Here is a 19,944-nt window from a genome sequence, read left to right on the forward strand (position 1 = left end):
ATTTTGTCTGTCTAACTATTCTCCATTGGGTATTTACAGAAAGTCATGTAATAATATGATGAAAATCATAAGTTACCAAAATGCTTATAAACAAAGACACTAACACAACCACCAACTTACACCCAATAATTTTTAGTAACAATCTGTTACCTGCGCAAAAATACACGAATGATTCAATTATCAAACCATCAGCCAATGATTTTTTGTTATTTTTACGCAGTCTAAAAAGAAGCGAACCGTGAGCAAAAAGATTGATATTTTACTTGTAAAAGAAACACTTACAAGAGATGAACTGAGTTTTTTAATTAGTTTAGAAGGCGTTGAACGCGACTATTTTCTGAAGTCGGTGGGAAATAAATACATTGAAACACTCGGAAAAAAGGTGTATTTCAGGGGACTGGTTGAATTTTCAAATTATTGCACCAAAGACTGCTACTACTGTGGCATCAGAAAAAGCAACAACCACTCAGAACGCTACGATATAGATGACCAAGCCATAATCGAAGCCGCAATTTTTGCTCATGAAAACAAGTACGGCTCATTGGTTTTACAGTCAGGCGAAAGAAGCGATACAACCTTTACTTCGCGCATTACCAATCTGTTAAAGGCCATCAAAGAAGCTACCAACGGAGAATTGGGCATTACTATTTCATTAGGCGAACAAAGTGAAGAAGTATACAGAGAGTGGTTTGAAGCAGGCGCTCATCGTTACCTCTTACGAATTGAAAGTTCGAATAAGGAATTATACTACAAGATTCATCCTGAGGATGAGAAACACAACTTTGAAACGCGCATCAACTGCTTAAAAACGCTGCAGAAGATTGGTTACCAAACCGGGACCGGCGTGATGATTGGCCTGCCATTTCAGAGCTATGAGCAATTGGCGGACGATCTATTATTTTTCAAAGATATGAATATTGATATGGTAGGCATGGGGCCATTTATTGAGCATACCGAAACACCGTTATATGCACATAAAGACATCCTTTGGCCACTTCAGCGACGGTTCGATGTCTCCCTGAACATGATCGCTGCTTTAAGATTACTAATGCCCGATATCAATATTGCAGCTGCGACAGCCCTCCAGGCAATCGATCCGATGGGCCGCGAAAAAGCTCTACGCTTTGGTGCCAATGTGATTATGCCCAACATAACACCTACTCTGCATCGTAAGGATTACACACTATACGAAAATAAACCCTGTACTGACGAGGGTGCCGAGGACTGCTCCAACTGTTTAAGCATCCGCGTAGAGATGGCCGGCCGAGAAATTGGCTATAGTGAATGGGGCGATTCGAAACACTACGTTAAAAGACATGGAAAGAGTAACTAATAGCTCAAAGCCTCATACTCACTGTCATCAAATTTCCAATTCATTACATTCGCAATAGTTGGAATAATATGGCGTGCCATCTTTAACTGTCCGCGATACGACGGATGGTAATCAGAGCCTAAATCAGAATCCATATTTAATAAGCTGGCTGGAATACCTATAAAGTAGATGTGCTTATCGCCATATACACTTCGAGCTGTCTCAACCACCTCTTTTACATTTGAATAAGCAGGCTCATCACGCATGGGACCATTGATGCAAAAGATTGGGGTATCACCATAGTACGTCCGCAATTGCTTTATAAACTGCACGTATCGGTCAACAAACACTGACTTATCAGGAGCTACATTAGTTGAGTAATCATTAGTTCCTAAGTTAATAACCACGGCATCAGGCTGCCATTGAGTAAAATCCCAGGTTAAAGATGTAATCATATCGAAAACCTGATGATAGCGATTAGGTAAAGTCGCCAGCTTTGTAGAGACAGGCTCTTTATCACCGTAATTACGAACCACCCCCAGCCCCGAATGAGCAGTCACGTAACACTCAGCATCAAATGCACGAGCCGTGATAAAAGCATAGGATTTATTGACATTTTCGGTCTCCGGCAAGAAATCTTCTTCGGGCAATTTACCCTCAGTGCCATAGCCGCAGGTAATGGAATTACCAATGAATTCTATTTTACACCGTTGCTGATGCTCCACAGATCTTATTTGTGCCTCCTTTTCCAAATGAACACCTTTGAATACAACCATTCCCATTTCACCCTCGGTACGTTTTTGAATACGGCACGAATGCCAACCCCGGCCTTTAATGCCCCCGATCGAATAAACCGTATCATTGGGCGCATGCATCACCTCATGCAACAGTCCATCGATAAAAACATTGAAATAGTTGCGCTCACCACCATCGAGACACAATCCCAGCACTTCGCCAGTAAACTGAAAATAAATTGAAACACCTGGCCAGTCGAATCTTGCTACATCCGATTGAGATAAGTCAACACGGCCAGAGTAATAAAAAGCTTCATGACCAGCTGAAACCAATCGTTCCTGAGCACTTGCCGTATATCCAATTGCCAACAATATTATACCTATAAAATATTTCATAAGTGAAAGTAAAAAAAATAAAGAGGGCATTACACCCTCTTTATTCCATTTATTTAATTACACCCTAATATCCGGGATTTTGCGTTATAACACCACCCGTATTATCCACTTCACTTTGCGGTATTGGGAAGAACATATTTTTAGGCATCTGTAGGTTTGTTGCCTTAAATACTGGCTCACCAGAATCAGAAACGGTAATCGAACCATCATCTTCCTTGGTCAACGCAGCTTTTACTTTATAACCATTCACCTTCAACTCCTGCTCCAGGCGACCTGTTCGCACCAAGTCATGGAATCGATGACCTTCACCACACAGCTCCACTCTGCGCTCGTGGTAAATTGCCTCTAACAAATCAGCACCTCCTACAGTAACATCTGGCAAAACAGCATCATTGCCCTGACGAGCTCGCTCACGCACATAATTTAAATACGTTCTGGCTATACCTTCTTCGCCTGTATGGTAACAAGCCTCTGCATACACCAGGTAGATATCAGACAGTCGGATAATACGCTCGTTGATTGGCGAGTTACGGAAGTTACCAAGACTAAAGTAACGCTCCCTTGACAGATAATGCTTGTAGTTACTAAACCCTGTCAAATCTTCGTTAACAACAGGAATAATCGTTTCTCCTTCACTATTTTCATACGCCCACTCTTCACCAAAAGTCAATGAATTCATTAATGACTGCTCACGACGAGGATCACCATCTTCAAACTCCATGTACAAATCATATGTAGCCTGATAACGGCCATAAGGGTCGGCTGCTCCCAACCAAGGCATATTCAGGAATGTGGTAAAGTTACCGTTATTGGTAAATGCACCATCATCTAATGGTGAATCATAAAACTGTACTTCAAAAATAGATCCAATGCCATTCTCTCCTTCTTCAGTGAAAATATCATGATAATCACCGCGGTACAAATCATATCCTAACTTAAATACCTCCTCGGCATATTTCTTAGCATCTGCCCACTTTGAATCGTCATAAAACGACTGACTTGAGTAACCAGAACTTGCCTGAGTCATACACACTTTAGCTAATAAACCATAGGCAGCCCCTTTGGTAGCACGGCCTAACTCATCAATATCTGCCACCTCAGCCTTAGTTGGCAAGTCAGCTGCTGCTTCAAGTAAATCTTTTTCAATTTGCTCAAATACTTTATCAGCACTTTCACGAGTTTGTGTTAGATCATCCTTTAACAACGGTACCGTGATTAGAGGTACATCGCCAAACATTTTCACCAAATCGTAGTAGTAATAAGCACGCATATACTTAGCCTCAGCAACTACACGCTTTTGAAGTTCCTTATCTTTCACACCAGGAATATCTGCACCTTCCACATTGTATATAAGCTTATTGGCAATCAAAATCCCCCTGTAGTTATAGCGGTAATTGTACAAAAACAGGAAATGACCGGCATTATACGTAAACTCTCGCAACTGTAAATCCTCGCGGTCAACAGCATCATCAGTACTGGAGTTATTCATTGAGGTACGTCCCCAGTTGTAGTGGTATTCCCACAGCGGTGCATAGCAAGCATTAGCTGCCTTTATCAACTCAGCATCATTAGAGTAGAAACTATCTTCAGTTTGCTCTCCAATCTTTTTTGTGTCCAGAAAATCTTCGCTACATGCACCGAAGGCAAAGACCAATAGTCCGGCTAATAATATGTTTTTAATATTTTTCATAGTCGTTTACGATTAGAAGTTTACACTTGCGCCAAATGAATAGGTTCTTGCCTGAGGGTAAGTTCCATAATCAACCCCTTGAGACAGGGTTCCTCCCCCTATTTCTGGATCTAAACCTGAATAACTGGTAAACGTGAGTAAATTCTGGCCTGAGAAATACAATCTCACACTTGATAACCAAGGAGCTACATCTCTGAATGTATAGCCAATCTGCAAGTTTTTCAAACGCAAATACGAACCATCTTCAATATAGAAATCAGACTGCTTCAGGTTATACTCAGTTGTTGCTGCATTAAGCCCAAACATTGAGTTGGACCCGTTTTGTGGTGTCCAATGCTTCTTATAGTCCTCCGTTAGAGCAAAGCGCTTGTAATCAGCATAGTTATAATACTTGAAGCCGTTAAAAATGTCATTACCCTGGATTCCCTGGAAGAACACAGACATATCCCAATTTTTATATTCCAGGTCAAGGTTAATACCATAAAATAAGTCCGGAATCGGATTTCCAATCATAGTACGGTCATTGGCATCAATTACACCATCTGGTTCTTCCAATACACCATCGTTGTCTTTATCGGTCCATTGATCTTTAAAGCGAAAATCACCGGCTCCAATCGGATCAGCTGACTGCGGACTGTTGGCGACTTCCTCATCTGTTTGGAAAACACCCTCTACTTCATATCCATAGAATGAACCAATTGGCAGGCCTTCCATCGTGCGCGTTACAGAGCCAACCAGACTAACTGAACCGCCATAAATTGGTTGTCCACCACCCAAATCGGTTACTTCATTTTTCACATGCGATGCGTTTACATTAAGCGCAAATTTCAAGTCACTACCTATCTTACCGCGATAGCCAAGGTCAATCTCAAAACCTTTATTTTCTACGTTTCCAGCATTCACATAAGGACTTCCGTCATATCCGGCATACTGTGCAATTGGGACCTGAACTAACATATCCTTGGTCTCCTTAATAAAATAGTCAGCCGATAAACTTATCTTATCGCCCAAGAATGCCATATCAATACCAAAGTTGGTTGACTCAACAGTCTCCCATTGAACCTCTGTATTGGCCATTCTTACTGGTGCTGCACCGGGTTGCTCCTGTCCACCAAACACATAACTATACTCTACACGACTATCTTTGGTTTGAACGGTTGATGTAAATGAATAGGGAGGAATCTTAGCATTACCAACACGTCCCCATCCGGCTCTTACCTTAATACGGTTCACCACATCGTATGATAACCAGTCCATAAATGACTCGTTTCTTAGTTTCCATCCTAAAGACATTGACGGGAAGCTACCCAATCGTTTATCAGGACCGAAAACCGACGAACCATCACGACGGAATGAGGCCGTTAAGAAATATTTATCAGCATAGTCATAATTGACACGGGCCAGGTATGAGTACATACGCACATCAGTACCTGAGTTCCATGCATTAGTACTTTCAATATCAGCCGAAGCAGAAATATATTGCAACTCTTCAATATCATTAGGCACATTATTTCGCGATGCACCCAGGTATTCGTACTTTGTTTGTTCAGCCGTAAAACCACCTAATAATGATAGGTTATGCTTCTCTCTGGAGAAGATATAGTTAATGGTGTTTTCAGTTAATATACCATCAGTATCGCTATACGTCTTAGAAATATTATTTACGGCTCTCAACTCATTACCATAGTCATAGGCAGGGTAATACGTTTTGCTTTTATCACGATACATGTTAAGGCTGACAGCTGTTTTAAAGAACAAATTATTAATCGGCTCAAACTGCACATAAGCCCGTGCTAAAACACTCAACTCCTTATCCTTATACACATCCCTATTTAACTGCGCTACAGGATTGCCCAAATCAGAATATGGTGTTGATGCATACTCGCCGTTATCCTGATAAACAGGCGTTAATGGATCCATGCGTTGCGCTAGAGTTAAAATACCATTGATAGCATTTCCTGTTATAGCATCTGTCTCCTCATGCGAAACAGCAATATTAAAGCCAGCTTCCCACTTGTCACCGATAAAATAGTTGTTATTAATACGAGCATTGAAACGCTCATACATCGAATTCAAAACAATTCCTTCGTTTTGGAAGTAACCTGCACTAATCAACGAGTTTGATTTTTCATCACCACGCGATATAGTAGCATTAGCTTTATATACTTTACCCGTTCTCACTACTTCATCAAACCAATTGGTTGTGCGCATTAAATTATCAGATGGAGCCTGCAGGTTAAGTGGCTTATACGCGCTCGAACCAGTAAATTTGGCAGCATTCATTTGCGAGATATTATAGGTATCCAACCAATCTTCAGAATTCATTAAGTTTGGCTTGTTCCATACTTCCTGAACACCTCCACTCACCTCTAACTGCACTTTAGAATCAGCTGTGCTACCCGTTTTGGTTGTAATTAATATAACACCATTTGCACCTCTAGAACCATAAATAGCTGTGGCAGAAGCATCTTTTAACACCTCCATATTAGCCACATCCGATGGATTAAGGAAACCTATATCATCTAATAAAATACCATCCACCACATATAAAGGTGATGAATTATTAACCGTACCTGTTCCTCGGATACGCACCGACAAACCAGAACCTGGCGCACCTGATGTTTCTGTTACCATAACACCCGAAGCTCGTCCCTGCAGCATCGTAGCTGCACTTGCCACTGGCTGTCCATCTAACACCTCAGCATTTACAGATGCAACAGCACCTGTAATATCACTTTTTTTCTGGACACCATAACCCACAGCTACTACCTCATCCAGTCCAATAAATGCAGACTCCATTGTGATGTTGATGATGGTTTGATTCAGGACTGGTACTTCCTGTGACTTCATTCCAATAAATGTAAAGACCAAAGTTTCGCCCTCAGTTACTTCCAAGGAGTATTTACCATCAACATCAGTAATTGTACCTTGCGATGGATTGCTTTTCATCACCACATTAACTCCTGGCAAAGGTAAATTTTGATCATCCGTAACCGTTCCGGTAACGGCTATTTGCGCTTGCCCATAGACAATAAGCGAGCACAAGAAAAATAGACTTAATAGATACTTTTTCATTGATTTTAATATTTAAATAGTAGGATTAATTCAGATTAAAAAGGCGTATTCATATGCACTTCACCATCATCACCAATAGCCGCGTACACATCTGCTTTTAAGTACTTAGTGTACATTCCTATCGTTTCTGTCTTTTCATAATCGCCCTTAACGGCTCCATTCCATTTGCCGGCCGGATCGAGCACCATAAATTCTGTTTCGTTAGAACCTACCAAAACAATTTGGTGCAAATAATCGACATTACGGAAGTTACCATGCACAATTACCGGTTCACCATTATTAATGGCCTCTTCAATAGCTTCATATGTTCCTGTTGTTGTACCTTTTAACACTTTTGGACCACCATACCAAGGGGCTTCAGTATTATAAACTTCATTCACCTCATCTACTGTTTGCGCAAAAATTGGAGATGACAATTGGGTAACATAGTACCAGGTAACAAAATCAACATCATGAACTGCAATATTGCCTCCCATATCATTTTGAAAATTGGCATTATCAGGATCAAATCCATAAAAATTCATGACCATATTTAAAGCCGAATAACCTGCTGAATGCTCAGCTTCAAAACCTTGCGCCGCCCAGCTTCCATTATTCCACATATAGAAATATGGCAAACCACCAATAACGTTTTTAAACTCTACCACCTGAAATTCAGCAACAAATCGCTCCTGAGATGTGCCGTTCTGCGTATAAAAATCGGCGAGCAGTTGCACTTTCTTATCCAACAAATCAGATGGTATTGTATAGCTCATATCTACCTTGTAATGCAACTCTTCTGCTACATATTCATAATCAGATGAAGCATACTCTTTCACCTTTGTCTTTTGACTCACTTCACCGCTTGTTGGATCAACGATTGCAGTGCTTAATTCTATAGACGTAACTTCATTGCCATTATGCACCTTAAATGGCACTACAAACTCCAGCTCCGTTCCATCCAGATATGTTGACTTTAACATTTCACCATCCGAATCAACAACCGGCATCCAACTAATTGGGTAATAACGATTGATTGTTTCGTCATTATCACACGACTGAAACAGCCCCATAACCATCATTATCAGGCCGAATAACAATACATTTCTTTTCATAGATTTTGATTTTGCATTAGATAAATTGGAAATTATTTAACTCATAAACTTTCGTGTAAAACTTAGCTTAGTGGTTACAATCCGGCAGATTAACAGCTGCTGGCGTGCTAAAAAAGGCAGGCGATAGACACTATTGGCATTGCCTCCAGACACTGCAACTTCATAAAGCCTTCTGCCCAAGGCATCATACAGCTCGATGCACTTTACTTGTCCCAGCTTATGCATTGCAGGCATCTCAACGGTTATTTGTTCTGCATTTCTATCATGATACACTACCACCTTAGCCGTATCTTCGGCCAGTTCATCATCAATGCCTGTTCTTTTTTTATAATTAAGCTGTGATGGATTATAGACATAGTCGAAATTTTGAGACATGCCGCATGGATCAAATAACTGCGCGCGCGTTCCTACTTCAAAGTGTAAATGACGCAACTCACTTCGTCCTGAATTACCCATCTCACCAATCAGCTGCTCACCAAACACTACATCTCCCACTTTAACCGACACCGTTCCTTTGCGCAAATGCGCATATCTCGAATAAATTGAGCCATGCTTAATTACCACATGATTCCCCCATCCGGCGCCACACTCGCGGCTGTAATTGTTGTGGGCAAACAAACTGCTTTCGGGACATCCTTCGCGCACATAAACCACCTCTCCTGCACCTATCGAGTGCACATAAACGTGTGGCTGTTCCTTGTTGTCATGCACATAATCCACCCCTTCGTGTGAAGCCTTACTGCCGACACTCCCGCTAAAAGCCACCAAACGTGTGTAGTCTGCCGGAAAAAACCAATCCATTTTCTTTGTATCAACAGGCAATGTTGAGCCAGTCACTTGTGCCGGCCCCGGATCTTCTACCGAAGAAATCACTTTATCACATTGTGCAGCAGTGCCCAAACTCGTGAATACGACTAATATCAGCGTATAAAAAATTTTCATTGATTATCTGTTTTGAGTTAAGTTTTCAGTTGCCTTATCCACTAAATACAAGATGGACTGGTACGTCAGGCCAGTATGCACCGACAGTCCTACCTCACAGGTGCGGCTGGTGCTATAGCCCGCCACTGCTCGTTCCGGCACTTCTTCTTTCAGGTAGCGCAAAGCTGACTTGTTTAATTCCGGCAGATTGAATCCTTTATCGCCTGCCCATCCGCAGCATCCCGTTTTTTCAGGCTTAATTACTTCTTTTGCGCACAGCTGAGCCAGCTGCACCAATTGCTCATCCAGTCCCATTTTAGTACTACTGCAAGTCACATGAACCATCACCGTTTCATTCTGCGGTGTAAACTGCAGCTTATCTTTCAGAAAGCTTAAGGTGAATTCTATTGGCTCATACAACTCCAATCGCGCATCCATCAATTCTTTCATGCGCAACAAACAAGGGCTCATATCACACAAAACCGGATAACGACCATAATCAGATGCTTCCAATAGAGCATCCTCCAACTCTTTAAGTTTCATCATTCCCTGTCCACGAAATCCTTTGCTGTCGAATGACATTCCACAGCAAAGGCCGGACAGGTTCTCAGGATAAATTATTTCATAACCTGCTTTATTAAGCAGTCTTTTAGTCACCTTAGTTAGTGAATCTTTATCTTTCATACTGGCATCATTGCCCATCATGCGATTGATACAGGCCGGAAAGTACACCACCTTATGGTCTGACTTTACATCCGATACCACATCAACTCTTGCTGCCGCATGTGGCATATACCGGTTCCAGAGAGGCACATTTCGACCAGAAACGTTATGCACAAAATGGCCTCCTTTTTCCATTACTGCTGACTGCAATATTTTCTGCAGTACACCAACAGCACTTAAAGCTCCCTTAACAACTGCACTGGTTCCCCCATAATGATTGGCTATATAAGTGGCCACAGCATTTGACAAGCGACTTTTTGATTCAAATCGCAAGTCTTTTATCAGTTTACCCGTATTTATCCCAACCGGACAATTTAGCGCACATAAGCCATCTGTTGCACAACTCTCTTCACCCTTATACTCGAATGCTTTAGCTAGTGCCTTCAAATCTTTCCCTGATATTTCTGATACATTAGCATTCAAAGCTCGGTAAACAGCGATGCGCTGCCGAGGTGTCAATGTTAAATCTCGTGATGGGCAACTGCTCTCGCAAAAACCACATTCGATACAAGCATCAACCAAGGGATGACTTTGCGGTAGTTGCTTAATATTTTTAGCGTAGACCTCTGGATCGTCATTAATTAAAACGCCAGGATTTAGAATATTCAGCGGATCAATCGCGCGCTTTACACGCTTCATCAATTCATATACCTCTTGTCCCCATTCAAACTCAACAAATGGCGCCATATTACGACCTGTTCCATGCTCGGCTTTTAGGCTCCCGTTAAACTGATGCACAACCAACTTAACCAACGCATGCATAAACAGCTTGTAGTTATCCATCTGCCAATCCTGGTCGAAATCAGGCATTACTAAAAAGTGTATATTCCCGTCCAGCAAGTGGCCCCACATAACAGAGCCAGAGTAATGGTGCTTATCCAATAATTTTTGCAAAGCAGGCAAAGCCTCAGCAAGCACCTCACCCGGAAAAGCCACATCTTCGATGATGCAGGTTGCACCACTTGGGCGTGTGGCTGCTGCCGAGGTAAACAATCCCTTACGCACTTTCCAAAATGTATTGTAATCTTTAGCATTATCAGTGAAGCTGATAGGAAACAGCGTTTGAAGCCCTGATAATTTAGCCAGAATTTCCTCCTGACGGCCTTTCAAATCCTCTCCACTTGTTGCTGCCGTCTCCACCAACAGAGCAGCCGCCCCATCTGGCAATTCTTTCAGCTCAGAAGGTAAGCCATCAACATTCTCCACTGCCCGCAGTGCATTGCGGTCCATCAACTCAGCTGCGCTGACACAACAGCTCCTTAAAGGAATAATACACTTAGCCGCTTCCTGAATATTGGGCAAGAAGATCAATGCACAACTTTTATGCGCTTCATCAGGAATCGTGCGCATGGTCACTTCCGAAATAAACCCTAAAGTCCCTTCTGAACCCACCATGAGATGCATTAAAATATCAATTGGATCATCAAAATCCACAAAGGCATTCATCCCATAGCCGGTGGTGTTTTTCAGCTGATATTTAGACTGAATTTTGGCATACACCGTCGGATCATTCTCAAGCTGTTGCTTAATACAAAGTAACTCATCCAATAATTCCTTATGTGTTTCCTGGAAGTTCTTACAACTAGCTTTGTCATCAGTCACCAACAAAGTACCATCAGCCATCACTATACGCATAGCTTCAATGGTATTGTAGCTGTTTGTAATAATGCCATAACTGGCACCACTGGCATTATTGGCCACAATTCCGCCAATTTTGGCCGAATTAATTGAAGCCGGACTAGGCCCAATTTTATAACCATACCTGGCCAATTGTGCATTGGCAAAACCACCCCTTACACCGGGCTGGACTTTTATACGCTTGCCCTCATCTAATATATTCAGCTGACTAAATTCAGGCCCAATCTCCACTAGCACCGAATCGGTAATTGTTTGACCCGATAAGCTCGTACCACCTGCCTTAAATGTGATGGCGACAAAATGACTGCTTGCAGCTTTTATCACTTCCTGCAACTCCCACTCAGAGTTAACCAGCACCACTAGCTGTGGCACTAAACGGTAAAAACCTGCATCCGTTCCTTTGGCATAGCGATCAATATACTGGCTGCATACCTGCTCTTTGCCCAAAACACCAGTAATCTGCTTTTTAAAAAATCCGATATTACTTTTCACGCCCATTCTCATTCATCACAATTTGACAACACCAATTCCGGGACGGTCTTTTAAAGTCACTTTGCCGTTAATCACTTTGACACCATCAAACACATCATTTGATATCAGTAGATTTCCGTCTAAATCAGCCCAGTCAACCAGTGGCGATATTTGTGAAGCAGCAGAAATAGCGCACGAAGTAGCAGTCATGCATCCAATCATTACCTTCATATCCATGGCATGAGCAATTGTCATCATCTTTCGGGCAGCCCGTAAACCGCCACATTTCATCAGCTTAATATTTATACCAGAATAGATGCCATTTAATGGTAGAACATCGGCTACCGTCTGCAAGGCCTCATCGGCAATAGTTGGCAGCGGACTGTTTTCCGTCAGCCAGGCCATATCTTCCCAGGCATCCTTAACTTTTGACATGGGTTGTTCCACAAAAACCACTCCCTGCTCTTTCAGCCAATGTATCATATCCAGTGCGGCATGCTTATCCTTCCATCCCTGATTAACATCTACGCACAGCGGTTTGTCGGTAACAGAACGAATCGTATTGATCATTTCCTTGTCATTCCCCCTGCCCAACTTTACTTTCAGAATTTTGTATGGAGCTGCTTCTTCCACTTTCTCCCTCACCACATCAGACGTATCAATGCCAATGGTGAAACTGGTGTTAGGTGTTTTATCCGGGTCCAATCCCCACATTTTATACAGCGGCTGTCCAACTAACTTGCCTAACAAATCGTGTAAAGCGATATCAACCGAAGCTTTGGCTGCGTAATTCCCAGGCATCACACTATCGACGTACGCCAGTATATCTTCCAATAAAAACGGGCTCTCAAACTGCTCCAGGTTCACCATTGACAAAAACTTAGCAGCCGTTTCGTGCGATTCACCCAAATACGGTGGCATTGACGCCTCTCCATAACCAATCACACCATCATATTCAATCTCAACTAACATTACCGGTGTAGTAGTCCTTGAATTAGAGGCAATGGTGAAAGTATGTTTTAGCTGTAAATCATATGCTTTAAAGCGCAACTTCATTTTCGCTCCCCCAAGCGGGTTACCTTTCGCCTTGCCTGAACCGCATGATCCCTGTGTTCCTCCAAGCAGAGCAGCACCAGCCAGTAAGCCAGTATTTTTTAGAAAAATTCTTCTGGTATTCATTACTAATTCCCCTTATTTATGATTTACATACCAAGGATGCTGATTGACAGGCATCAATCCATCCCCGGGCGCATGTCCGATATACCGCTGAGCCCCTAACCAGGATGCTTTGCGGTAACCACTATAGTTGTCTCTGGTTTCATCCAGACTATTAACCTTCACGCAACCCGACGAATGAATAAACTCGGTATCACCAATATACATTCCGACGTGCGTTACCTTTTTCGATTCAGCATCTCCAAAGAATAGCAAATCACCCACTTGCAAAGCTTCCACCTGTAGTGTTATAGGTTGACCATATTTGATTTGCTGAGAAGCATCACGCGCTAAAATGTAGCCATTCAAAAAGTAAATATTCTTAAGAAAACCGGAGCAATCAACCGCTTTTGAAGAAGTTCCGCCCCACAGATAAGGCAACCCCATAAACTCCTTTGACACTTCAATAAGATCTTGACTTTCCAAGGTCGGCAACGCGCCTGCCATTTCAAACTCCCTAACTACATCCGCACCCACCGTTCCACTTCGTCCATCGGGCAGTGAGAGGAGCACCTTATCCTTCTGCTTCTCCACCACTGTCAGCAGGCTCCCTTTAACCAAATCCGAAACATGATGACCAAAACCATCTTCTAACCAACCATCGCATAAAACAAACACACGCCTCCCGGAACGCCACGCATTAAACTCAGCCTCATCGATAAATGCAAGCGAAGAATTATTGGTCCAGGCAATATAGCGATCAGGTGATTGCACAAGACTCCATCCACCTTCTTGCTTTAAAATCCTTACTGGGGTCCCCATAATAGTTTGTGACACCAACTGCGCCGAATGTCTTGGTTCATCACGCAGATTGGCAATACTCAAAGTAGTAATGGCCCATTTTTTCTCGATACTAGAGGAAGGCAAAACTACCAGACTATCTACCAGTTTATTTGATTGCTCTAGTTTTAGAAGTAATTCGTCTTTGGCCTGTGGAATTGTAGTTTCACCTTTTACAACCAGAGCATCTTGAGAATACACTAACTCAACATCAAAGACATCCACTCTCGAATCGGATACCCATTTAGCTTCAACCTGCTCAATTACCAACTCCTGTTTGATAGTAGCTTGTTCACAAGCATATAAAAGAGCAATAACAGCTAATGAAAGAAGCAAAAGATTATTTTTCATTTGTTAGGTATGTTGTATTACATCTTACACATGTCAAAATTATAAATTGTTTTAACAAATTCAAACAAAGTTTGATATTTTTATAACATATATGACATATTAATCCAGAAACGCAAACACACCTAAGAAATACGGTTAATAATTAGCTAAAACAGAGTGAGTTCATAAGCCCATTGACTGAAGTATATATTTCCACCTGACCATTCTAATTCACCACGCTGGAAATCCCACGGCTCACTTCTCATAAACCGCTTTATCGGATAAAAATCAGCACCAATACCATCATTAACAATGAGCCGATAAGCATCGATACCACTGATATAAAACTCTTTAATACGCTCATCATCTGACTTCTGCAGGCTAAAAGACATATCCAACGGCACCCAACCAACACCCTGATAATACACTTCACACCAATCATGCAGATTAATAGCACCTGGATGCAACATCCAGCCACTTTGCCATTTAACCGGAATGCCTTTATAGCGCGCCATAGCCATGAACAGCAAGGTTTGCATACCACAATCTCCCCTCCTGTTGCTTAATACATACCTGGGAATATCAGGCATTACCGCATACTCAAGAGCACCCGCCCATGGGATATTTTCATCAATCCAGTAGTACAACTTTTTCACCACTTCATGAGGTCGCACCTCTTCACCACAGATACTATCTACCAGCTGCATCAACTCCTTACTAAATACAATATGAGGAGCCTGCTGTGCTGTATATTGTTTATATAGAGCAGTCGCCATATCGTAGGGCAACGCCTGCACCTTGTCCATATCATAATACTCAGCATACGATTGGAAATTATAGGTAACACTAAAAACAGTCTCCTGTCCGGCAATAGCTGGTTTCTCCATGTAAATAGAACGATGCACACACGAGTCATCTGCCAATAGAAAAGATGGCTCAGAAACAGCAACCAATTCTACACCACATTGCCGACGATGCGAAGTTTTTGGAAATGGCAGCCAGCAACGCACCATCTCACCAGCAGGCACAGCATCGGCCTGCAAACACATATTAAATTGCACCTTAAACACCTGAGGTTCGGCTATAAAAGCATTAATAGAATCAATAGCCTGAATCACTTCACTGGTGTGCATCAGGCAAAAGCTATCAAGCGCAGCATCAATCAAGCCATCTCTTTTATTTAGTAATAAAGCAAGGTTGGCAACCGCCCTTTTAAAATAGCGCTTCTCACCGTCAATCACTCTACACTCAAGCATACCACTGCGCTCCCACTTTCCTAACTCTTCCTGCGTATAACCACCAATACATGCATTCAACTGCTCAACAACAGCCTCTTCATCCAGGCTAAATTCCAATTGCACCCTGTTGGCTATTTGCTTAAACGAATCAAGCTTCATCCACAAATCAGAATACATTGGTACATTATGCTGAGCAGAATCAACCCAAGCGCTCAACGTTACAAACTGCCCTTTTTCCAGCAATTGCTCTGGCTTACTCCAATCTGCTTCAACCTTGTGATTTGCATTATAAACACATCCTCCGCAAAAAGCAGTAAGAATTACGAATATCATCAGAGTCTTTTGCATAACTTAGCTCATTTAGTAGGAAAACAAAATATAGCGCTTATATTTGTATTACATATTACAAATGTATCAATCAAATAGATTTCCTCAAATTCTTTTTAATAATTATTGCGATGAGAAAAAATCTTTTTTTTGCCATACTTCTTTTGATAAGCAGCTCTACAATAGGGCAAACAACAAAATCAGGAATAGAAGTATTACAATATGACAATTTCAAACAACTGGCACATAAGCGCATTGGCCTCATTACCAATCCAACAGGCATAAACAGCCAGTTTGAATCAAGCATTGACATTCTGCACCAGGCACCAAATGTTATGCTTAAAGCTATGTACAGCCCTGAACACGGCGTTCGCGGCGACTACTCAGCTGGCGACAAAGTAAATTTCTTTACCGATCCGAAAACCAATGTGCCGGTATACAGTCTTCACGGCAAACACAAAAAACCAACGCCAAATATGCTGGAAGGCATTGATGTGTTGGTGTATGACATTCAGGACATTGGCTCGCGCTCCTACACTTATATCAGTACACTAGGGCTGGCCATGGAAGCTGCGGCCGAGAATAACATCAAAATGGTTGTGCTCGATCGTCCTAACCCACTTGGAGGAATCAAAATGGAAGGCATGGTTACAGAACCTGAATTTATCTCTTTCGTCAGTCAGTTTCCCATACCTTATGTGCATGGTATGACAGTGGGCGAACTGGCCTTATTCTTAAATGGCGAACACCTGCTAAAAGATGGCGTGCAATGTGATTTGGAAGTGATTAAAATGGAAGGCTGGCAACGCAGCATGACTTTTGAAGAAACCGGTTTACCATGGGTACCATCTTCGCCACACATCCCACATGCTTATTCAGCCAGCTTCTATCCGGTCAGTGGTATATTAGGCGAACTATACGTTATGAGCATTGGTGTGGGCTACACACTGCCTTTCCAGCTATTTGCTGCCCAATGGATGGATGCCGACAGCCTGGCCAACAACTTGAACGCCTTACACATTGAAGGTCTGCACTTCAGACCGGTGCACTACAAGCCCTATTACAGTGTGTCAAAAGGTAAGTTAATACATGGTGTACAAGTGCACTTTACCGATTACAACAAAGCGCCTTTATCCCTTATTCAGTTTTATGTACTGCAGGAAGCTCATAAACTGTGGCCCGAACACAATGTATTTGAACTTTGCGAACCGGCTCGCCTTGGCATGTTTGATAAAGTAAGCGGAAGTGATAAAATCAGGCTAGAATTTACAAAACGATGGCTAGTTGAAGATATTGAACACCTGTGGTATAAAGACATAAAAACCTTTAGAAAAAGAGCCGCTAAATACTTTCTCTACCAATAAACCTCAAACAACACCAAACGAACAAAAAGAAAGCTGCCTCTTTACAGAAGCAGCTTTCTTATTATTGATACACACAAACACAACAGCATAACAACAATTGCTGCTATACTTTAATAAATATCTTATATCGATACAATACCCAACCAATCAACCAAAAGAAAACAATGTGAGATATTGCAAACAGTAATGAACCATTCATATTTCCGGCCAACGGTACAAAAATAGACTCATACAAAGCTCGATATCCGATTACAACACCATCTTCACTTTTAAACTGAATAAGCTTATATAAGGTTTTAACCCAAAGACCTGACAAGGCATAAATAAACAAGGGATTCATACCAAAAACTACAAAAAAGGATGTCCACTTTTTGAAACCTTTGATATCGATGACCCAGATTAAGACAGCCAGTAGCATGGTTCCTAAACCAGCTGTATAAATCACATAGGAACCTGTCCAGATAGGCTTATTAATTGGCCACACAAAATCCAACAACCATCCGGTTAATGTAAGAACAACTCCAACAATGAATAAATGCACAGGCAGCTTTGACTTCTCAATGGTTTTAATACTGCGTCCAACCAAGTAGCCGATTAGAGTAGTTACCACGGCGGGCAGCGAGCTCAACAGTCCTTCAGGGTCGAAAGCCATGCCAAAGCCCTTGTACATGTGCTGCTCACCCAGTATCCATTTATCGATTACAGTCACTACATTACCTTCCAAACTATAGGGATCGGTCCCACCAAAGAAATAAAGGATCGCCCAATAAACCAGCAGAATAACGCCACCTATATATTGAACCGTTCTGTATTTATAAGCCAGAACCAAAAGCGAACTAATGCCATAAACGATGGCTATTCGCTGCATAACCCCCATGATTCTTAGCTTGGAAAAATCGGCTTGCCACTGAGGAAAAGAGTTTAAAAATAAACCTATTGCGAAAATCAAAAGTGAACGCCGGCCTATCTTGATAAGCGACTGCTTATTTAATGAATTACCATATTTCGAAAATGAAAAATACATGGAAACGCCCATAACAAATAAAAAGAAAGGAAACACCAAATCGGTAGGGGTGCATCCGTGCCAGGCTGCGTGCCGCAAGGGCGAATAAACATACGACCAACTACCCGGAGTATTGACCAGTATCATACCTGCGATGGTAATGCCTCTAAGTACATCGAGTGCCAAATAGCGTGTAGATTTCGTCATGTTTTTGTGCGTTGAGGAGTTTAATGTATAAAGTTGCAGAGTTTGGGGTTGAGAGTTTAAATGAGTGGTCCGCACCAGGGATTTTGGCACGAACCACTTCTTTATTTCTTTTTAATACCAAATGTTGGGTCAACCTTTATCAGCTTCACCATTATAAAACTTGGGATGGTACAAGCAATAACCCAGATAAAGAAATACTGATAACCGATAAGCTCCTGAATCCAGCCCGAAATCATTCCCGGCAGCATCATACCTAAGGCCATTAGCCCAGTACAAAAGGCAAAGTGAGCTGTTTTATGCTCTCCTTCCGAAACATAAATCTGATAAAGCATATAGGCTGTAAAACCAAAGCCGTAACCAAACTGCTCTATGGCTACCGATATACTTACCAGCACAAAAGACTCAGGCAAGGCATAGGATAAATAAACATACACGAGGTTGGGCAGGTTAATGGCTATTACCATCGGCCACAACCAGTACTTCAAACCCCTTTTTGAAGCTACCAATCCGCCCAATATCCCACCGATGGTCAAGAAAATAACTCCGATGGTACCATAAACAATTCCAACATCACTTGTACTGAGACCTAAACCACCCACTTCGCGAGCATCCAATAAAAATGGAGAAGCCATCTTGACAAGTTGCGATTCGCCTAAACGGTAGAATAAGAGCATGCCCATGATCACCCAGATATCTTTCTTCTTAAAGAAAGTAACAAAGGTCTGTCCAAAGTCACGCACCACTTCACCAAGGCTCTTCACATTCTTATTTTCATCTTCATCGGGATATGGCAGGGCAAACTTATGATAAAGTGCAAACAACAGAAACATACCTGTTATTACATAAAAGGTAAGGGACCAGGCCAATGGTATACTTGGTGTATCATTGCCAAATAGTGCCGTTTCTTCTAACTGACCAGCCAGGTAAACTAACAATCCCTGTCCGGTGATCATCGACAGGCGGTAAAAAGTACTGCGAATACCAATAAAATAGGCCTGCTTACTTTCATCCATGCCAAACATATAAAAGCCATCGGCTGCAATATCGTGTGTAGCCGAGCTAAAAGCCAACAGCCAAAAGAAAGCTAGTGTAGATTGAAAGAAAAAGGTAGTTGGTATAGTGAAAGCAATACCCGCCAAACCAGCACCAATGAGCAACTGCATGGTTACAATCCACCAGCGCTTACTTTTTAATGTATCTACAATGGGACTCCAAAACGGCTTAATGACCCATGGCAAATACAACCACGACGTATAAAATGTTATTTCAGCATTCGATATATCAAGTTTCTTATACATGATAACCGCCAAAGTCATCACCACCACGTAAGGGATGCCTTCGGCAAAATAAAGGGTGGGCACCCAGGCCCAGGGAGATGTCGATTTTTGTTTCATAATAATATGCTTGATGACCAAGGCCTCATGAC

13 protein-coding genes are annotated in these 19,944 nt (G+C 42.0%); 2 read left to right on the forward strand and 11 right to left on the reverse strand.

What is annotated here, in order from left to right:
* The first annotated feature begins 238 nt into the window (after positions 1 to 238).
* Entirely contained in the window at positions 239 to 1,333 is a 1,095-nt protein-coding gene (gene hydE, locus KDU71_RS00295; RefSeq protein WP_317195152.1) for a [FeFe] hydrogenase H-cluster radical SAM maturase HydE, read from the forward strand.
* On the opposite strand, the gene KDU71_RS00300 is transcribed toward hydE, so the two are convergent.
* The 9 genes from KDU71_RS00300 to KDU71_RS00340 all read right to left on the reverse strand — a co-directional run bounded on the left by KDU71_RS00300 (position 1,330) and on the right by KDU71_RS00340 (position 15,965).
* Positions 1,330 to 2,442, reverse strand: coding sequence for an SGNH/GDSL hydrolase family protein (locus tag KDU71_RS00300; RefSeq protein ID WP_212187892.1), 1,113 nt, complete (start codon positions 2,440 to 2,442; stop codon positions 1,330 to 1,332). The genes hydE and KDU71_RS00300 overlap by 4 nt on opposite strands.
* Before the next feature lie 64 nt (positions 2,443 to 2,506).
* On the reverse strand, positions 2,507 to 4,132 hold the full coding sequence (locus KDU71_RS00305) for a RagB/SusD family nutrient uptake outer membrane protein (RefSeq protein ID WP_212187893.1): 1,626 nt from the start codon (positions 4,130 to 4,132) through the stop codon (positions 2,507 to 2,509).
* A 12-nt stretch (positions 4,133 to 4,144) separates the two neighbouring features.
* On the reverse strand, positions 4,145 to 7,207 hold the full coding sequence (locus tag KDU71_RS00310) for a SusC/RagA family TonB-linked outer membrane protein (RefSeq protein WP_212187894.1): 3,063 nt from the start codon (positions 7,205 to 7,207) through the stop codon (positions 4,145 to 4,147).
* Positions 7,208 to 7,242: 35 nt separating this feature from the next.
* A complete protein-coding gene (locus KDU71_RS00315; protein WP_212187895.1) occupies positions 7,243 to 8,301 on the reverse strand; it encodes a C39 family peptidase in 1,059 nt (352 codons plus the stop codon).
* A gap of 36 nt (positions 8,302 to 8,337) precedes the next feature.
* A complete protein-coding gene (locus tag KDU71_RS00320; protein WP_212187896.1) occupies positions 8,338 to 9,243 on the reverse strand; it encodes a M23 family metallopeptidase in 906 nt (301 codons plus the stop codon).
* 3 nt (positions 9,244 to 9,246) lie between these two features.
* Entirely contained in the window at positions 9,247 to 12,075 is a 2,829-nt protein-coding gene (locus tag KDU71_RS00325) for an FAD-binding and (Fe-S)-binding domain-containing protein (RefSeq protein ID WP_394369675.1), read from the reverse strand.
* 15 nt (positions 12,076 to 12,090) lie between these two features.
* A complete protein-coding gene (locus KDU71_RS00330) occupies positions 12,091 to 13,233 on the reverse strand; it encodes a dipeptide epimerase (RefSeq protein WP_212187898.1) in 1,143 nt (380 codons plus the stop codon).
* Positions 13,234 to 13,245: 12 nt separating this feature from the next.
* Positions 13,246 to 14,400 (reverse strand): C40 family peptidase, encoded by a 1,155-nt coding sequence (locus tag KDU71_RS00335; RefSeq protein WP_212187899.1) that lies wholly within the window; start codon positions 14,398 to 14,400, stop codon positions 13,246 to 13,248.
* A 146-nt stretch (positions 14,401 to 14,546) separates the two neighbouring features.
* A complete protein-coding gene (locus KDU71_RS00340) occupies positions 14,547 to 15,965 on the reverse strand; it encodes a transglutaminase-like domain-containing protein (RefSeq protein WP_212187900.1) in 1,419 nt (472 codons plus the stop codon).
* A 110-nt stretch (positions 15,966 to 16,075) separates the two neighbouring features.
* Between KDU71_RS00340 and KDU71_RS00345 the strand changes: the two genes are divergently transcribed.
* Positions 16,076 to 17,308 (forward strand): exo-beta-N-acetylmuramidase NamZ family protein, encoded by a 1,233-nt coding sequence (locus tag KDU71_RS00345; protein ID WP_212187901.1) that lies wholly within the window; start codon positions 16,076 to 16,078, stop codon positions 17,306 to 17,308.
* A 103-nt stretch (positions 17,309 to 17,411) separates the two neighbouring features.
* Here KDU71_RS00345 and KDU71_RS00350 read toward each other — a convergent pair whose 3' ends face one another.
* Both KDU71_RS00350 and KDU71_RS00355 read right to left on the reverse strand, forming a co-directional pair.
* Complete coding sequence (locus KDU71_RS00350; RefSeq protein WP_212187902.1) at positions 17,412 to 18,518, reverse strand: acyltransferase family protein; 1,107 nt, start codon at positions 18,516 to 18,518, stop codon at positions 17,412 to 17,414.
* Positions 18,519 to 18,619: 101 nt separating this feature from the next.
* Positions 18,620 to 19,912 (reverse strand): MFS transporter, encoded by a 1,293-nt coding sequence (locus KDU71_RS00355; protein WP_212187903.1) that lies wholly within the window; start codon positions 19,910 to 19,912, stop codon positions 18,620 to 18,622.
* Positions 19,913 to 19,944: the final 32 nt, after the last annotated feature.

It is taken from the genome of Carboxylicivirga sediminis (genome assembly GCF_018156225.1).
Lineage (GTDB): Bacteria > Bacteroidota > Bacteroidia > Bacteroidales > Marinilabiliaceae > Carboxylicivirga > Carboxylicivirga sediminis.

Bases quoted from the DNA above. Each gene is read 5' to 3' on its own strand.
- KDU71_RS00300 (WP_212187892.1), bottom strand. From the start codon at position 2,442: ATGAAATATTTTATAGGTATAATATTGTTGGCAATTGGATATACGGCA.
- KDU71_RS00305 (WP_212187893.1), bottom strand. From the start codon at position 4,132: ATGAAAAATATTAAAAACATATTATTAGCCGGACTATTGGTCTTTGCC.
- KDU71_RS00310 (WP_212187894.1), bottom strand. From the start codon at position 7,207: ATGAAAAAGTATCTATTAAGTCTATTTTTCTTGTGCTCGCTTATTGTC.
- KDU71_RS00315 (WP_212187895.1), bottom strand. From the start codon at position 8,301: ATGAAAAGAAATGTATTGTTATTCGGCCTGATAATGATGGTTATGGGG.
- KDU71_RS00320 (WP_212187896.1), bottom strand. From the start codon at position 9,243: ATGAAAATTTTTTATACGCTGATATTAGTCGTATTCACGAGTTTGGGC.
- KDU71_RS00330 (WP_212187898.1), bottom strand. From the start codon at position 13,233: ATGAATACCAGAAGAATTTTTCTAAAAAATACTGGCTTACTGGCTGGT.
- KDU71_RS00335 (WP_212187899.1), bottom strand. From the start codon at position 14,400: ATGAAAAATAATCTTTTGCTTCTTTCATTAGCTGTTATTGCTCTTTTA.
- KDU71_RS00340 (WP_212187900.1), bottom strand. From the start codon at position 15,965: ATGCAAAAGACTCTGATGATATTCGTAATTCTTACTGCTTTTTGCGGA.
- KDU71_RS00345 (WP_212187901.1), top strand. From the start codon at position 16,076: ATGAGAAAAAATCTTTTTTTTGCCATACTTCTTTTGATAAGCAGCTCT.
- KDU71_RS00350 (WP_212187902.1), bottom strand. From the start codon at position 18,518: ATGACGAAATCTACACGCTATTTGGCACTCGATGTACTTAGAGGCATT.
- KDU71_RS00355 (WP_212187903.1), bottom strand. From the start codon at position 19,912: ATGAAACAAAAATCGACATCTCCCTGGGCCTGGGTGCCCACCCTTTAT.